At 61.4% G+C, this 15219-nt stretch carries 13 protein-coding genes and 1 tRNA gene; 12 read left to right on the top strand and 2 right to left on the bottom strand.

The features are described from left to right. The 9 genes from CIK76_RS14750 (at position 1) to ilvA (ending at position 10217) form a co-directional block, all read left to right on the top strand. Positions 1-834, top strand: coding sequence for a septum formation initiator family protein (locus tag CIK76_RS14750; RefSeq protein ID WP_096287743.1), 834 nt, complete (start codon positions 1-3; stop codon positions 832-834). A 56-nt stretch (positions 835-890) separates the two neighbouring features. Then, positions 891-1583: a DUF501 domain-containing protein gene (locus CIK76_RS14745; RefSeq protein WP_096287741.1), complete on the top strand. Its 693-nt coding sequence runs from the start codon at positions 891-893 to the stop codon at positions 1581-1583. Then, positions 1580-2506, top strand: coding sequence for a Ppx/GppA phosphatase family protein (locus CIK76_RS14740; protein ID WP_096287739.1), 927 nt, complete (start codon positions 1580-1582; stop codon positions 2504-2506). The genes CIK76_RS14745 and CIK76_RS14740 overlap by 4 nt, the downstream gene beginning before the upstream one ends. Before the next feature lie 60 nt (positions 2507-2566). Then, the gene (locus tag CIK76_RS14735) at positions 2567-4096 is read left to right on the top strand and encodes a S8 family serine peptidase (protein WP_255248491.1); all 1530 of its coding nucleotides are present in this window, start codon (positions 2567-2569) and stop codon (positions 4094-4096) included. A gap of 252 nt (positions 4097-4348) precedes the next feature. Next, complete coding sequence (locus tag CIK76_RS14730) at positions 4349-5731, top strand: FAD-dependent oxidoreductase (protein ID WP_096287735.1); 1383 nt, start codon at positions 4349-4351, stop codon at positions 5729-5731. Positions 5732-5850: 119 nt separating this feature from the next. Continuing rightward, a tRNA-Leu gene (locus CIK76_RS14725) sits at positions 5851-5932 on the top strand. A gap of 806 nt (positions 5933-6738) precedes the next feature. Beyond that, the gene (locus CIK76_RS14720) at positions 6739-7545 is read left to right on the top strand and encodes a Bax inhibitor-1/YccA family protein (protein ID WP_255248490.1); all 807 of its coding nucleotides are present in this window, start codon (positions 6739-6741) and stop codon (positions 7543-7545) included. Between the two features lie 119 nt (positions 7546-7664). Then, on the top strand, positions 7665-8945 hold the full coding sequence (locus CIK76_RS14715) for an AI-2E family transporter (protein ID WP_096287731.1): 1281 nt from the start codon (positions 7665-7667) through the stop codon (positions 8943-8945). Further along, positions 8946-10217: a threonine ammonia-lyase gene (gene ilvA, locus CIK76_RS14710; RefSeq protein WP_096287729.1), complete on the top strand. Its 1272-nt coding sequence runs from the start codon at positions 8946-8948 to the stop codon at positions 10215-10217. A 72-nt stretch (positions 10218-10289) separates the two neighbouring features. On the opposite strand, the gene greA is transcribed toward ilvA, so the two are convergent. After that, on the bottom strand, positions 10290-10784 hold the full coding sequence (greA, locus tag CIK76_RS14705; RefSeq protein ID WP_096287727.1) for a transcription elongation factor GreA: 495 nt from the start codon (positions 10782-10784) through the stop codon (positions 10290-10292). Positions 10785-11075: 291 nt separating this feature from the next. Further along, the gene (locus tag CIK76_RS14700) at positions 11076-11495 is read right to left on the bottom strand and encodes a DUF4307 domain-containing protein (protein WP_096287725.1); all 420 of its coding nucleotides are present in this window, start codon (positions 11493-11495) and stop codon (positions 11076-11078) included. Between the two features lie 208 nt (positions 11496-11703). Here CIK76_RS14700 and mca point away from each other — a divergent pair, with 208 nt between their 5' ends. The 3 genes from mca to CIK76_RS14685 all read left to right on the top strand — a co-directional run bounded on the left by mca (position 11704) and on the right by CIK76_RS14685 (position 15186). Continuing rightward, complete coding sequence (mca, locus tag CIK76_RS14695) at positions 11704-12570, top strand: mycothiol conjugate amidase Mca (RefSeq protein WP_096287807.1); 867 nt, start codon at positions 11704-11706, stop codon at positions 12568-12570. 43 nt (positions 12571-12613) lie between these two features. Further along, positions 12614-12895 (top strand): hypothetical protein, encoded by a 282-nt coding sequence (locus CIK76_RS14690; protein WP_096287723.1) that lies wholly within the window; start codon positions 12614-12616, stop codon positions 12893-12895. A gap of 182 nt (positions 12896-13077) precedes the next feature. Further along, a complete protein-coding gene (locus CIK76_RS14685; RefSeq protein ID WP_176484237.1) occupies positions 13078-15186 on the top strand; it encodes a DUF255 domain-containing protein in 2109 nt (702 codons plus the stop codon). Positions 15187-15219: the final 33 nt, after the last annotated feature.

Raw genomic sequence — 15219 nt, 5'->3', positions numbered from 1 at the left:
ATGGCGCAGCGACCACCGCGCATGCCGCGACGAAACACCCCAGCAAGCACCGGGAAACCGGAAGCTGACTCCGGTGAGCGTAGCGAAATAGACGAAGCACCGGAAGCCGGCGCGCGCAGTGAAACCAGTGGGGCCCACCAGGCGGAGCCAGCCACCGACGCGTTGCACGTGGTACCCAGCGCGAAAAGGAATGCTCCGGCGGCGCGCAGGGCGCGGACGGCTCCATCCCCGGAACGCAAAACAGCTGGCACCGGTTCTTCTGGCGCGCCCGCGGCGCCGCGGCCAGCCAAGCCCGCCGCGGGGAAACCGAAGGCGCCGCTGCGCGAACGTGCCAAGGAGAAGCAGAGCGAACGCCGCCGCGATGACCGGGTGAAGTTCTCCGCCGCAGTCCGCCGCAAGCCGGGGGAGAAGGCCGAGGCACACAGCCAGCTGCCAGCCGGCGAACCGGTGGCGGCCCATCGCTTCTCCGGACGCGTGGCCGCACTGCTGGTAGTGCTCGCGTTCTTCGCCGTGATGCTGGTGCCCACGGTGAACTTCTACCGCACCCAAATGACCGAAATCAACGAACTGCGTGCCTCGATCAGCGCGAAGGAGCAGCAGCGCGACGATCTGAAGGCCGAGATCGCACGTTGGGACGACCCGCTGTATATCAAGCAGCAGGCCCGCGAACGGATAAACTTGGTGATGCCGGGCGAAAAGCTGTACAAGGTGGTGGGCGAACTTCCAGCTGAGGAAGAAGTCCAAACAAGCAATGGCAGCACCTATGAGGTGCGCGCCGATCTTCCATGGGTTGATGCGCTGCTCGATTCGGTGCATCGCTCGGCGACCGACTGATAACTTACCGGCTCCCTGCACCAGGGACGAACCACACGACGCGAAAAGACGATAACTTGACTGATAAGCCAATCCGCGAAGCCCTCGATGCCGCCGGACGTGTTCCCAGCGAGCAGGACCTGGATACGCTCAGCCGCCAGCTGAACCGTCCGGTACGCGATGTGGTGGAGATCGGTGCACGCTGCGTGTGCGGCAATCCGCTGGTGGCGACCACCGCCCCGCGGCTTTCCAGCGGCATCCCCTTCCCGACCACCTACTACCTGGCGCATCCGGTCATCACCGCCGCGGTGTCCCGGTTGGAAGCCGCCGGGCTGATGGGCGCCATGAACGATCGCTTGGGCGAGGATTCGCAGCTGGCCGCCGACTATGTGTCGGCGCACGAGTCCTATCTGGCGAACCGCGAGGCGATCGGCGAGCGTTCGGGCACCGGGGCGGTCCCGGAGATCGACGGCGTCTCGGCCGGCGGCATGCCGAGCCGGGTGAAGTGCCTGCATGTGCTCGTGGGGCATTCGCTGGCGGCCGGCGAGGGCGTGAACCCGCTGGGTGACGAGGCCATCGCGGGGATCGCGGAATGGTGGACCAAGGACAAATGCTTCTGCGAAGGCGCCTGGGATACCACCGGCGCGGCTCCGAGCCTGGATCGATCGCGCCATGTGAAGACCCAGGAGCGGGTTGACCCGGCAGTGAAACGCGCCGAGCGCGCACGCAAGCGTGCCGAGCGCGAAGCCACCGAAGCGGATCAAGCCTGATGCGCGTAGCGGGAATCGACTGCGGGACGAACTCCATCCGCCTGCTGATTGCGGATGCCACCGTTGAGGCCGACGGCGTGCAGTTGCGTGACGTCGTGCGCACCATGCGCGTGGTTCGGCTGGGCCAGGACGTGGACGCCACCGGCGGGTTCGCTCCCGAAGCTTTGGAACGTACCTTCGCCGCGGTGCGCGAGTACAAGGCATTGTGCGATGAGCATTCAGTCCAGCAGATCCGTTTTGCGGCGACCAGCGCGGCGCGTGATGCCTCGAACCGCGAGGTCTTCCTGTCCACCGTCACCGGCATCCTGGGCGTGAGCCCCGAGGTGATCACCGGAGATGAAGAAGCGAGCCTGTCCTTTACCGGCGCGGCCTCGGTGCGCCACGCCAAGGACGGCCAGCTGCTGGTCATTGATCTTGGCGGCGGTTCCACCGAATTTGTCCTCGGCGACGATTCCGGACCGCTGGCCGCGGCCTCGCTGGATATGGGTTGCGTGCGGGTGACCGAACGCTTTGCCGACCGCGACGGGGCGATCGAGTTCATCGATGACACGCTGGCCACGCTGGACGGCCGAGTCGATGTGTCCCAGGTGGATACGGTGATCGTGGTGGCCGGTACCTTTACCACCCTCACCGCGCAGGCGCTGAAGTTGAGCGCCTATGATTCGGCAGCCATCCACGGCGCCCAGCTTTCTTTCCCGCAGATGCGCCGAGCCACCGGTGAAATGCTCTCCTATAGCCGTGCGGAACGCGAAGCGTTGGGCTTCATACATCCGGGACGCGTGGATGTGATTCAGGCCGGCGCGTTGATCGTGGAACGCATTCTGGGTTACCTCGAACGAACCAGCCAAAACCGTCCGATGACGTTGATCGCCTCGGAGCACGATATTCTCGATGGAATCACGGCCTCGGCCGCGCGTAACTAGCCAACTGCAGTTCTAGCCCTACTGGCCCGGCATGCCGGAGCCCCTTGCGAGGAGATGATCGTGGGTCACTTGACTACCGGCAAGCCCGTCGCGGCGCGTACCTTGTTGGCTGCCGTGTTGGCGGCGCTACTGGCCGGGGCTACGGTGCTTGGCGCCGCTCCGGCCCATGCGGACGATATCCGCAGCAGCGAATACTGGTTGGCGGCCCAGGGCATTACCGAGGCGCACAAGGTCACCAAGGGCAAAGGCGTCAAGGTCGCTATCATCGATACCGGCATCGATACCAGCCACCCTGATCTGAAGGGCGCGATCGCCGGCGGGGCGGACATGTCTGGTTCCGGCGGGCCTAAGGGCGATAGGCCGATCGGTGTGATGAGCGAGCACGGAACCCTGGTGGCCACCTTGCTGGGCGGGCGCGGCAACAATAAGCAAGAGATTGAGCGGATCAAGTCCGAGAACGAACGGCTGAAGGCCGCGTGGGAACGCGCGAAGAAGAACGCCGAAGAAAAAAATGAAGACAAAGCGGACGACGAAGAGCCGGTAGAAGTCCCCGAAGAACCCGAATACGAGAAGGTGCCGCCCCTGCGTGCGGGCAATGACGGAGTGCTCGGCGTCGCTCCGGAGGCCGATCTGCTTTCGGTGTCCTTGTGGATGGGCGGGGAAAACCCTTCGGGCATTCCCGTCGAGGAGCAGATCCCCAAGGCGGTGCGCTGGGCAGTTGATTCCGGCGCCAAGGTGATCAACATGTCCCTTGGCTCCACCTCGCCGGCGTGGCCCGAAAGCTGGGATGACGCGTTCAAGTACGCGGAGGACAAGGACGTGGTCATCGTGGCCGCCGCGGGCAACCGTTCGGGCGGGATGAGCCAGGTCGGTGCCCCGGCAACGATCCCCGGCGTGCTGACGGTCGCCGGGGTCGATGAGTCGGGCAAGGCTTCGAAGGATTCCTCCACCGAGGGTATCTCCATCGGTGTCGCCGCTCCCGCCGAACAGCTGGTCGGAGGCCTGCCCGGCGGCGGATACGCCCGCTGGTCCGGTACCTCGGGCGCTGCGCCGCTGGTCGCCGGCGTGGCCGCGCTGATTCGCGCCGAGCATCCGGAGATGAAAGCGCCACAGGTGATCAACCGAATCCTGCAGACCGCCAAGGACACCGGCGCGGCCGGTGTGGACAATCTGTACGGTTACGGCATTATCGATGCGCACGCGGCGCTGACCGCAAATGTGCCGGTGGCCGAGACTAATCCGATGAACACCATTACCGAGTGGATTCGGATCCATCGCCGAAATTCAGATGAAAAGACCGAGGCGCCGGATCCAGGGGTCTCCATGGAGAAGTCGACGCTGGATCCCGTAGCGGCTCCCGAACCGATCCTTCCCGATGACTCGGCCCCGGCACTGCAGCCGGTGATTGTGCTCGGCGGTGGAATCCTGCTGGTGCTGGTACTCCTCGGCGGGGGAGCGCAGGTAGGAATTCGTGCCCGACGGCAAAAGAAAATCCGTGAAGCCGAGCTCGCGGCCCTGAGTAAATTGCAGGTCGGCAAGTCGGGCGATGGGCGCGATCTATTCGACGAAATCCCGGAAGACGATAAGTAGCCGAAACTTGTTGCTGGCGGTGAGCCAAAGGAGATAGAACTCCTTTGGCTCACCGCCAGTTCGGGTTAACCCGTGGCGGTAGGCGCCCGGTGTCCGATGACCGTTTCCAGGGCAGGTTTTCAGCTGGAAAGCGCGGAATTCTCCCGGTGCGCTCCGCCGCGGCAGGAACTTGTGCGGGCGGAGAGACGAAGGCAACAGAGAAAGTTAGTGAATGTTTTCACTAACTCCGATATTCCGCGTAGAATCAAGAGTATGTCGATCATCGAAAGCTCCCAGAAGCGTCCGCGCATTCTTGTCGTTGGCGGTGGCTATGTTGGCCTTTACGTCGCGATGAAGTTGCAGAAGAAGGTCAAGGACCACGGTGGCATCGTCACCGTCGTAGACCCGAACCCATACATGACTTACCAGCCATTCCTGCCAGAAGTTGCAGGTGGCAATATCGAACCACGCCACGCGGTGGTCTCCCACCGTGCGCACCTGAAGCACTCCGAGCTGGTTAATGGCCGTGTGCTGAGCATTGACCACGCTAGCAAGAAGGCTGTTGTCGCACCGGTCAGCGGTGAAGAATTCGAGCTGGAATACACCGATATCGTGATGTCCGCTGGCGCCATCACCCGCACCTTCCCGATTCCGGGACTGGGCGATGCAGGCATCGGACTGAAGACCATCGAAGAAGCGGTAGCACTGCGCAACAAGGTTGCCGAACGCATAGAGTCCGCAGCGAATATGACCGATCCGGTTGCACGCAAGCGCGCGCTGACCTTCGTTGTGGTTGGTGGCGGCTTCGCTGGCATCGAAACCATTGCCGAGCTTGAAGACATGGCTCGTCACCTGGTCAAGCTCAACGACCGCGTCGATGAGAAGGAAGTCCGCTTTGTTCTCGTTGAGGCGATGGGCCGCATCATGCCGGAAGTTACCGAAGAGCAGGCCTTGTGGGTTGTTGACCACTTGCGCAGCCGCGGTATCGAGGTCCTGCTGAACACCTCGCTGGCAGATGCCACCGACGGAAACCTGCAGCTGATCAATATGGCAGACAAGTCCCCAGCCGGCGAATTCGGCACAGACACCTTGATCTGGTGCGCCGGTGTCATGGCGAACCCGATGGTGCGCTCCACCGATTTCCCAATCGAACAGCGCGGCCGCATCGAGACCCGCACCGATTTGCGGATCAAGGATGAGAACGGCAACCCGCTGGACGGAGCCTGGGCTGCCGGCGATATCTCGGCCGTGAAGGACGTCACCGGCGGTCTGCCGGATGGCACCTGCGTGCCGAACGCACAGCACGCAGTGCGCCAGGCCAAGCTGCTGGCGAAGAACCTGTATGCATCGCGCTACGGCGTAGGCACCATCAAGGAATACAAGCACAAGAACCTCGGCGCAGTTGCAGGCTTCGGCCAGAACAAGGGCGTCGCCAAGGTAGTTGGCCTGAAGCTCAAGGGCTGGCCAGCTTGGATGGCACACCGCGGATACCACGGTATGGCCATGCCAACCTTCGAGCGCAAGTTCCGCGTCCTGGGCGACTGGATGGTTGCTTGGTTCTTCTCGCGCGACGCGGTGCAGCTGAACAACTTGGAGACCCCTCGCGCGGCCTTCGAAGAATCGGCTAATCCCAAGAAGGCTGCTTCAGCGAAGTAAGCTGCTTTGATCGACGAATGACCGCCACAGGGGCCGGAAGTGACTTCTGGCCCCTGTGGCACTGATCGATGCGGGAATTTCAGATTTTACGATCTGATCGCGTAAGATTTTAGAGTCTTGCCCTCATGGTGGAATTGGCATACACGGCTGACTTAAAATCAGCTGCCGAAAGGCTTGTGGGTTCGAGTCCCACTGGGGGCACCTGTGAAAGGGCCGCTACTTACCTGTAAACACGGGGAAGTAGCGGCCCTTGCTTTGCTTGAATACTGGTGCTTTGCAGTTGACTTGTCGATTCTGGCGAAGCGGATCTACATCAGTCCTTCGGCCACCGACCGAGTGCAGGCGACGCTGAAGCGTCCTGGTTCCGCGGAGCTCAGGAACAAATTCCAGAGCTGGATTCTGCCACTTGGATTGGCTCATGAGGCCCCAAGCAACTAGTTCCAACGGACTGTACGTCCCGGCCCCGGATTGCTATGGCGACGTCGAGCATGCCGGGTATTGGCGAACTCCAGGATTCAATTTCCCCCGCAGCCCAGCCCTCGAAAAAACTCGTTGGAATTCTCTGCGCCATTGCCAATGCAGAAAAATGGATCACATCAAGAGCTCATGAATCGCGCGGAAGCAAGCCAGGACGGCCTAGTTTTCCGCATCGGACGGTACTGAAACCACACAAGGCCATTGCTATCGGCGGGGCCACCACTTGCAGGAGGCCATCACCACGAGGCGATTCCCTCTGGCTCTGCATTGCGACGCTGCATGCAAAAATTCCCCCATGCTGCCGGGGTCAAAGGGGATGGGATCGAAGTTCTGTCGCTCGCAATTAACGTGGCTAGCGGCCTAACGATGAAGCGAAGCGGAAAATGCACACGCTCTAGGCATAATTCAGGCTAAATATATCGATATCATCCCTATGGCTGAGCCGATTCACAGCAAACCCAAATAAGATCGGTAGCAGGACACAGGCGATGGGCTTGTGCTTGAACAAACGACTTATGGGGGAATTCAGGTTGAGCGGTAACCCGATCTTCGGTTCCAAGAACCAGTCTGCAAACTGGGGCACTGGCTCCAATGCAGGCAGTCCGGTCGGATTCCACGAATCCGGCAACCTCAGCGCCGATCAGTTGCAGGGCATGTACCAGCAGCCATCGGCCACTAGCCACGACACCGGTCGCATGACGGTCGGTGACACCATCAACAAGACCATCCTTACCTTGGGACTTGTTGTGCTTGGCGCCGCAGCGGGCTGGGCAGTGCCAATCCTGATGTTGCCAGGCGCACTGGTCGGTTTTGTGCTGGGCCTGGTCAACGTGTTCAAGAAGAAGCCATCGCCGGCACTCATTCTTTTGTACGCAGTAGCCCAGGGCTTGTTCCTCGGCGGCTTGTCGCAGTTCCTGAACGGGCTATACCCGGGTGTCGCAATCCAGGCGGTCGTCGCGACCTTCTGCGTCGCCGGCGTGACCTTGGCGCTGTACCGCTCGGGCAAGTACCGGATGAGCCCGAAGCTGAACAAGATGTTCATGATCGCGATGATCGGCATGGTGGTCTTCTCGCTGGTCAATATGGTCATGATGATGACCGGTACGGTTGACGGCATGTTCGGCATGCGCAGCGGTATGCTCGGCGTCATCATCGGTGTCGTTGCGGTCCTGCTTGCGACCTACGCGCTGGTTTCCGACTTCACCATGATCGAGGAGCTTTCCCGCCAGGGTGCCCCGGCAATCATGGCTTGGCGCGGTGCCTTCGGCCTGACCATGACCCTGGTCTGGCTCTACACCGAGATTCTGCGCATTCTGGCTATTCTGCGCGAAGAGTAATAACCATATTGGAATAGATTTTGAGAACCAGTGCCCAATACGGGCACTGGTTCTGTTTTTTGTGTCACAATACCGACATGGATCCCGGTGCGGCGCGGAACTCACGGTAACTTAGAGAAATGAAGAGTAACCGGCTGTCGCGACTGCGCCGGTTCCGGGTGGTGCTACCAGCTAAAACCAGCCCGGGACCGACTCCACGCTCAGCGAACGTGGATTTCCATGATGCGGATGACATGCCCTATGGGGTGCGGCTAGCGGCCTGGTGGTCCTGGCGTTTCCTCGTAGTGGCCGCCGCCGTAGGCGTGATTGTCTGGCTCCTATCGCAGCTGTCTTTGCTGCTGATCCCGGTGATGATCGCCGCACTGATCAGCGGTCTGCTTTCCCCTATCGTCAACGTGCTGAATCGTAAGTTGGCGGTGCCGCGCGGATTGGCCGTGGGATTCACCGTGCTTGGCTTCCTCGCGTTGGTGGTGAGCGGATTATCGATGGCCGGCCAGCGCCTTTCCGCCGGGTTCGCAGCACTGTGGAACCAGTCGATCGCAGGGCTGGAACAGGTCCAGGATTGGCTTTTTAATGGCCCCCTGCAGCTAACCAATGACGACCTGCAAAACGTCATCGATGACGCGTTAGGCCAGCTACGCTCGAACGCCACGAATATCTTGAGCGAAGCGATCAGCTGGGGTTCGGCGCTCGGCCAGATCGTCACCGGAGTCCTGCTGGCCCTGTTCACGCTGATCTTCCTGCTCCTCGATGGACGGAAGATCGGCCTGTTCCTGATCAACCTGCTGCCTCTTCGCGCCCGTCCCGCCATGGACGGCGCGATGAGCCGCGGCTGGTTCTCTCTGGTGCGCTACGTGCGCGTGCAGCTGCTGGTGGCTTTCATTGACGCGGTGGGCATTGGCTTTGGCGCGTTCTTCCTGGGCGTTCCGTTAGCGATGCCACTGGGCGTGATCGTCTTCGTTGGCTCCTTCATCCCGATCATCGGCGCGCTGGTTACCGGCGCATTGGCGGTGCTCCTGGCGCTGGTCGCCAACGGTTGGATCAACGCGCTGATCATGCTTGGCGTGGTGTTGCTGGTTCAGCAGGCCGAATCGAACATCCTGCAACCGCTGATCATGGGCAAGGCGGTGAGCCTGCATCCGCTGGCAGTGGTGCTCGCAGTCGCCGGCGGAGCCATGGTGGCTGGCATCCCCGGAGCGCTGTTCGCCGTACCGATCATGGCCGTATTGAATTCGGTGGTGAAATACCTAGCTCGGCGCGGATGGGACGATGACCCGTTCGTCCGCGAACAATATGGGGTTGGCGAGGATCCTCACGCCCCTCCAGAGCAGCCCACCGAAACTTCCCCCGAACAACCGCCGGTGAGCCGGCGCACCGAGAACTTCGCAAATGAGGAATAGATGAGCAGCAAGCCAGAACTACCTGTCACCTTGGCGGATATCGAGCACGCAGCACAGGTGCTCGAACCGGTGATCGCCCGCACCCCGATCGAACACTCTCGGGTACTTTCCTTGCATGCAGGCGCCGAGGTGTTCTTGAAGTGCGAGAACCTGCAACGCGCGGGTTCCTTCAAGGTCCGTGGCGCCTACGTGCGCATGTCAAAGCTCAGCGCCGAAGAGAAAGCCCGCGGAGTGGTGGCCGCTTCGGCAGGCAACCATGCGCAGGGTGTGGCCCAAGCGGCGGCGCATCTAGGAATTAAAGCACGCATCTACATGCCGCGCGGGGTGGCGCTGCCGAAGCTTGCGGCCACCCAAGACCACGGCGCGCAAGTGGTGCTGCATGGGGACACCGTCGATCAGGCGCTGGCCGAGGCGCAACGTTTTGCCGATGAAACCGGTGCGGTGTTTGTGCACCCCTTCGACCACCCCGACATCATTGCCGGCCAAGGAACTATTGGCCTGGAAATCCTGGAGCAGCTTCCGGAAGTGGAGACCGTGCTGATGGGCGTGGGCGGCGGCGGCCTGCTGGCAGGCGTGGCCATTGCATTGAAGGAGAAAGCTCGTCAGCTGGGCCGCGACATCAAGGTGATCGGCGTGCAGGCAGAAAATGCCGCCGCGTACCCTCCGTCGCTGGCCGCGGATGCACTGGTGCCCTTGGACACGGTGCACACCATCGCTGATGGCATCGCGGTGGGCAAGCCGGGGCAGTTGCCGTTTGCCATCATCAAGGAACTCGTTGATGACGTGGTGACGGTCTCCGAAGATGCGCTGGCGCAGGCGCTGGTAGTGCTGCTGGAGCGCAATAAGCTGGTGGTGGAGCCGGCTGGTGCCGTAGGCGTCGCGGCCCTGCTGGAGGACCGATTGAAAGCCCATGGAATTGACCCGGCGACTACCGTGGTGATCCTCTCGGGCGGAAATATCGATCCGTTGCTGATGCTCAAGGTGATCCAGCGTGGTCTAAACGCAGCCGGTCGTTTCCTGACCGTGCGCATCATGCTGCCGGACCGTCCAGGTGCGTTGGCGACCATCTCGCGGGTCATCGCCGAATCGGATGCAAATGTGACTCGTCTGGACCACACGCGCATCGGCGGTTCGCTGTCCATGGGCGATGTAGCGATCACCATCGATTTGGAAACCAAGGGCCATAAGCATTCCGAGCATGTGCTGGATAATCTGCGTGCCGAGGGCTTTGACCCGCACATCACGAATAGCGCTGGCGGCTCGGTAGCCTGATTTCGAAATTACAGATGAAAAGCAGCTGGCCTGACACNNGTGTCAGGCCAGCTGCTTTTGATGCGTAGGGGACTAGCCCTCGTATGGCGTGGCGGAGATGATCTCCACGGCGATATCGCGGCCGTTGGGCGCGGTGTAGGTCAGCTTGTCGCCAACCTTCTTGCCATGCACTGCCTTGCCGATTGGGGACTGCTCCGAGTACACCTCAAGGTCGCTGTCGCCGGCAACCTCACGGGAACCGAACAGGAAAGTGGTCTCATCACCAGCGATGGTGGCACCCACCAGCATGCCTGGTTCGACCACTCCGTCATCTGCGGGCGCTTCGCCCACGTGGGCGCGGCGCAGAAGGTCCTTGAGATAAAGGATGCGGGCCTCGGCCTTGCCTTGCTCCTCACGAGCAGCGTGGTAGCCGCCGTTCTCCTTGAGGTCACCCTCCGAACGTGCCTGCTCGATGCGGGCAACGATTTCGGTGCGGCCTGGGCCGGAGAGGAAGGTCAGTTCGTTCTGAAGGCGGTCGAAGGCCTCCTGAGTCAGCCACACGACAGGTTCGTTGCTGTTGGTGCTCACGTTGTACTTCCTTTGGTCTGTCAGGGACTTCTTCTGTTAACCGTCCGAGGTGGACGGCAAAGCCGAACGCCACCATGCGGTGGCGTTGAAGAAGTCAGATTCGGTACGAATTGGCGATCTGTCGAATTTCGGCGGATGCAAGCAAAGACCCCGCTAGGCTCCTGTCCCAGTTGCTTTTCAACTAGGCGCACAAACCGATGCGGGGTTAAACGTACTTTCCAACGATAATAGTCGTGTTTGGGAAATAATCCCAATAGATTCAGCTCTGAGGGAAGAAGAACGAGCTAATTGTTACTCGGAGAAATCGTTCGGGACCTTGTAGCAAGCCTCTACCCCAGCGGTGACGGCCAGGTTATCGGTACGCAGCGGCACCGTGATGCGCTGGGTAGTCAGCTGACCTGGATCGGCGGATTCAAGCGCGATGCTGGTAAAGCCAACGGTAGCCTTGGACTCGTTCAGCGCTCTCACATCGCACTGCACACGGTGCTTGGAGTTGTATTCGACCTCGATCACCGCGGTTGCCTGAGCTGGCGAGGCAACCGAAAATTCGATGTCCTGCGCGGTTATGGCACTGAAGTTTGCGAATCCGATATACGCCGCACCGGCGACGCCGACGGTCAGCGCGCCACCGATGAGCAGGAAGCGGGTGCGCTTGGACAGCGGGCGTTTCTTGGGGTTGTTGTATCGAGCCGTTAAGCTTGGATCAGACATCGCTTACCCTGTACCACTCTCTGCCGCTATCTATGAGGTATCTCTTAGTCTACCGGCAGGGGGTTCAGGGAATAACTCGGGTCTACGTGAGAGTTGTCATTGATGGTATGCCATGACGGCATACCGGCCTGTTCACAGTGCAGAAGGAAGATTTTACGTGGAGATTCACGACGTGAAGAAGTTAGCGCCGTCCCAGGGGCTGCGTCTCATGGCAATTCATGCCCACCCGGACGACGAGTCTTCAAAGGGGGCTGCCACCATGGCCGCCTATGTTGAAGCCGGCGCCGAGGTCATGGTCGTCAGCTGCACCGGCGGTGAACGCGGTGACATTCTCAACGCTGCGGTCGGGGAACTGGCCCACGCGCATCGTGACCTGCCCGGCGTGCGCCGCACGGAGATGGCTGAAGCCGCCGCGGTACTCGGGGTTAAACACCGCTGGCTAGGATACGTCGACTCGGGCCTGCCCGAGGGAGAGCCGTTGCCGGAACTGCCTTTCGGCGCGTTCGCACTGCAGCCGGTGGAAATCGCGGCAGCTGGTGTCATCAAGCTGATCCGCGAATTCCGTCCGCACGTGATTACCACCTACGACGAGAATGGCGGATACCCGCACCCGGACCACATCCAAAGCCACAAGGTCGCCACCTTCGCTTTCGAACAAGCCGGAAACCCGGAGATGTACCCCGAGCTCGGTGAACCTTGGGAAGTGGACAAGCTCTACTTCGACCGTGCGTTCTCCTCTGACCGCTTCCGCACCTTGCACTACGCAATGCTGGAAGCTGGCTACGAATCTCCGTACACCGAACGTGTTGCCATGTGGGAAAACGACGAAGAGAACGAAATGTTCAAGTGGGTTTCGCCACATACGACCACCACCCAGGTGCACTGCGCAGACTACTTCACGCTGCGCGATCAGGCCTTGCTAGCGCACCGAACCCAGATTGACCCGGAAGGTTTCTTCTTCGCGGTCCCCGAGCACATCTATGCCGAGTCATGGCCGTGGGAGGACTACACGCTGATCTCCTCGAAGGTTGCCACCGAGTTGCCCGAAACAGATCTGTTTGCCGGACTAAGATAGAGCTAAGTACCAACCAGTCCCAGAAAAGAGTTGTCCCCACACCGTGAATGCGATCTACGCGACCATGCTGGTTGCGAGCACCAAAGTGCAGAACGAAAACTTGGACGAGAACAGTTATGGCCCGGGTTTCCTCGGGTTCGTGTTCACCGCGTTTCTGGCACTGGCAGTAATCTTCCTCATTCGCGACATGGTGCGCCGCGTACGCCGCGTGCGCTACGCCTCGGAAGCCGAGGCTAAGCAGAATGAGCTGATGCTTAAGGGCGAGAACCAGCCACGCCAAGAATCTACCGATCCGGTAGATCCGAAAACTTCCGAAGACAGCTAAGCTTCACGGCAGTTGGATCAAGGCCTCGTGCCGTGTTCGCCAAATTTTTGGTGCGCCCGGCACGAGGCTTTCCGTTTCTGATCAGGCGGGCCATGCGGGAACGCAGTGTGGCCTAGCAAACCGATTTTGCCTTTGGCCACGTTTGCAGGTGAGCTCTAATCCTCATGGGGCAGAATGGCGCTATGGGACAACGAATCGCCACAAGCTCCTCTGCCTACCTGCGTCAGCACTCGCACCAGCTCGTTGACTGGTGGCCCTACGGTGATGAGGCTTTTGAGCAGGCCCGGCTGCGGGATGTTCCGGTAATGCTCTCCATCGGCTATGCGGCCTGCCACTGGTGCCACGTGATGAGCCACGAATCCTTTGATGACCCTGGGATCGCTGGAAAATTGAATGACCGATTTGTCTCGATCAAGGTGGACCGCGAGGAACACCCGTTGGTGGATGACACCTATATGATGGCCACTCAAGCCTTGACGGGTTCCGGCGGCTGGCCCATGACGATCTTCACCCTGCCCGACGGGAGGGCCTTCCACGCCGGCACCTACTACCCCCGCGAACCCCGGGGGAAGATTCCATCCTTCACCCAGCTGCTCGACGCGGTGCATCAGGCCTGGGAGGAACGCCGCGAAGGGCTGGAAGAACAGGCCGATATGCTCGCCAACCATCTGGCCGAACTTGGCTCCCGGCAAGGGACATTATTGACCCTGCCGAGCACCTCTCCGGTAGCCGAGGCGCTTGCGGTCGCGAGCACGCATTGGATTACCGCGACCAAACCCGAAGGTGGATTCACCCCGGCGCCCAAGTTCCCACCGAGCTGGGCGCTAAAAACCCTGTGGCGCACGGTGATGCTGAACCCCGAGCGCAGCGCTGAAGGGTTCAATGCGCTGGCGACTACCATCGAGGCAATGCTGCTTGGCGGTCTGCGCGATCATCTGGCCGGCGGGTTCGCCCGCTACTGCGTGGATGAGCACTGGGCGGTCCCGCACTTTGAAAAAATGCTCTACGACAATGCGGGTTTGCTCTCCCTGTGTGCGCGCACCGCGGTCTTTGCCGAAGAGTTGGCGGCACAGGACACCGCGGAGTCGGTACGTGCAGCGCAGCTTGCGCAGCTGTCCCGGCAGGCGGCGCTGGATACGGCGCAATTCTTGTCCGCCGAGCTGCTGACCGGAGCGGAAGGCGAAGCGCATCGTGCGTTGGCCGCCTCGTTGGATGCGGATTCAATGCGTGCCGGAAAAAGTGTCGAGGGTGCGGCCTACACCTTCACCCGGGAAGAATGCGCCGAGGCGCTGCGCCGGGCGGGAGTGGAGCTGCCTGCGGGTCTGGTGCGGCTCGCGGCGGTGGCCGAAGATCCCGGCTACTTCCACCTGTCGTTGACCGAGGCGCCGGCAAACGACCAGGTCGAGATCTGGGAGGCCTTCAAGGAGCAGCTGCGCATCCTGCGGGCCGCTCGCGAACGTCCGGGGCGAGATGAGAAAATCATTGCCGGATGGAACGGGCTGGCGATCGAGGCCCTCGCGGAGGCGGGCGAACTGCTCGCCGACCCGTGGCTCGGAGAACTTGCCGAGCAGGTGGCGACCACGCTCTGGGAGGTTCACTGGGACGCGCAGACTAGGACCCTTGCCCGAGTCAGCTTCGCCGGTCAGCCGGCGGCCGGCAACGAGGGGACCTTGCAGGACTATGCTGCCCTCGCCCTGGGGTTTCTGGCGCTGGGCCAAAGCCCTAAGCGTGCCACATGGCAAGAGCGCGCCGGGGTGCTGCTTGAGCGTGCTGCGAGCTTCCTCGATCCCGAAACCGGGATCCCACGAGATACCGTCAGCCTAGATGCACGGCTGAGCAAGCAGCGCGCAAATATCGCACCGGTCACGGTACTCGATGATGCCATCCCCGCCGCCGGGGCGCTCTACGCCAAGGCCATGGCGCGCCAGGCGCTGCAGAGCATGGCGGACGGGAGCTTCGATGCGCTGGGCGCCGACCGGCTTGAGCAGGCAGGCAAGCTCAGTGCGCACGCTTCGGCGCTCGCCGGCGAAGCGCCCACCCAGGTGGCAACCGCGCTAGAGGTGCAAGCGGTGCTCGACGCGACGGTGCATTATGTGAATTTCACCGGAGGCAGCAACGCGGAACGCGTGAGATTACGGGCGCTTTGCAGGGGACTGGGGATCGAAGCCAGGAGCGCCGGCGAAGCGTCCAAGGACGTGCAGAGCCTGCAAATCCAGCCCTGCAGGCTCCAATTGTGCAACCTTCCGGTGACCGGAGTAGACGCATTCTTGCGGATGCTGCGTGGTCAATAACCCTTGAGCCGGCCCGGTTGGATGCACCGGGCA

This window comes from Glutamicibacter sp. BW80 (genome assembly GCF_002332385.1).
Lineage (GTDB): Bacteria > Actinomycetota > Actinomycetes > Actinomycetales > Micrococcaceae > Glutamicibacter.
This window is presented reverse-complemented; position numbering and strand designations above follow the sequence as displayed.

Excerpts from the sequence above, each read along its gene's own strand:
- CIK76_RS14715 (WP_096287731.1), top strand. The coding sequence starts at position 7,665 with ATGAAGAGTAACCGGCTGTCGCGACTGCGCCGGTTCCGGGTGGTGCTA.
- CIK76_RS14730 (WP_096287735.1), top strand. The coding sequence starts at position 4,349 with ATGTCGATCATCGAAAGCTCCCAGAAGCGTCCGCGCATTCTTGTCGTT.
- mca (WP_096287807.1), top strand. The coding sequence starts at position 11,704 with ATGGCAATTCATGCCCACCCGGACGACGAGTCTTCAAAGGGGGCTGCC.
- CIK76_RS14685 (WP_176484237.1), top strand. The coding sequence starts at position 13,078 with ATGGGACAACGAATCGCCACAAGCTCCTCTGCCTACCTGCGTCAGCAC.
- CIK76_RS14750 (WP_096287743.1), top strand. The coding sequence starts at position 1 with ATGGCGCAGCGACCACCGCGCATGCCGCGACGAAACACCCCAGCAAGC.
- CIK76_RS14700 (WP_096287725.1), bottom strand. The coding sequence starts at position 11,495 with ATGTCTGATCCAAGCTTAACGGCTCGATACAACAACCCCAAGAAACGC.
- ilvA (WP_096287729.1), top strand. The coding sequence starts at position 8,946 with ATGAGCAGCAAGCCAGAACTACCTGTCACCTTGGCGGATATCGAGCAC.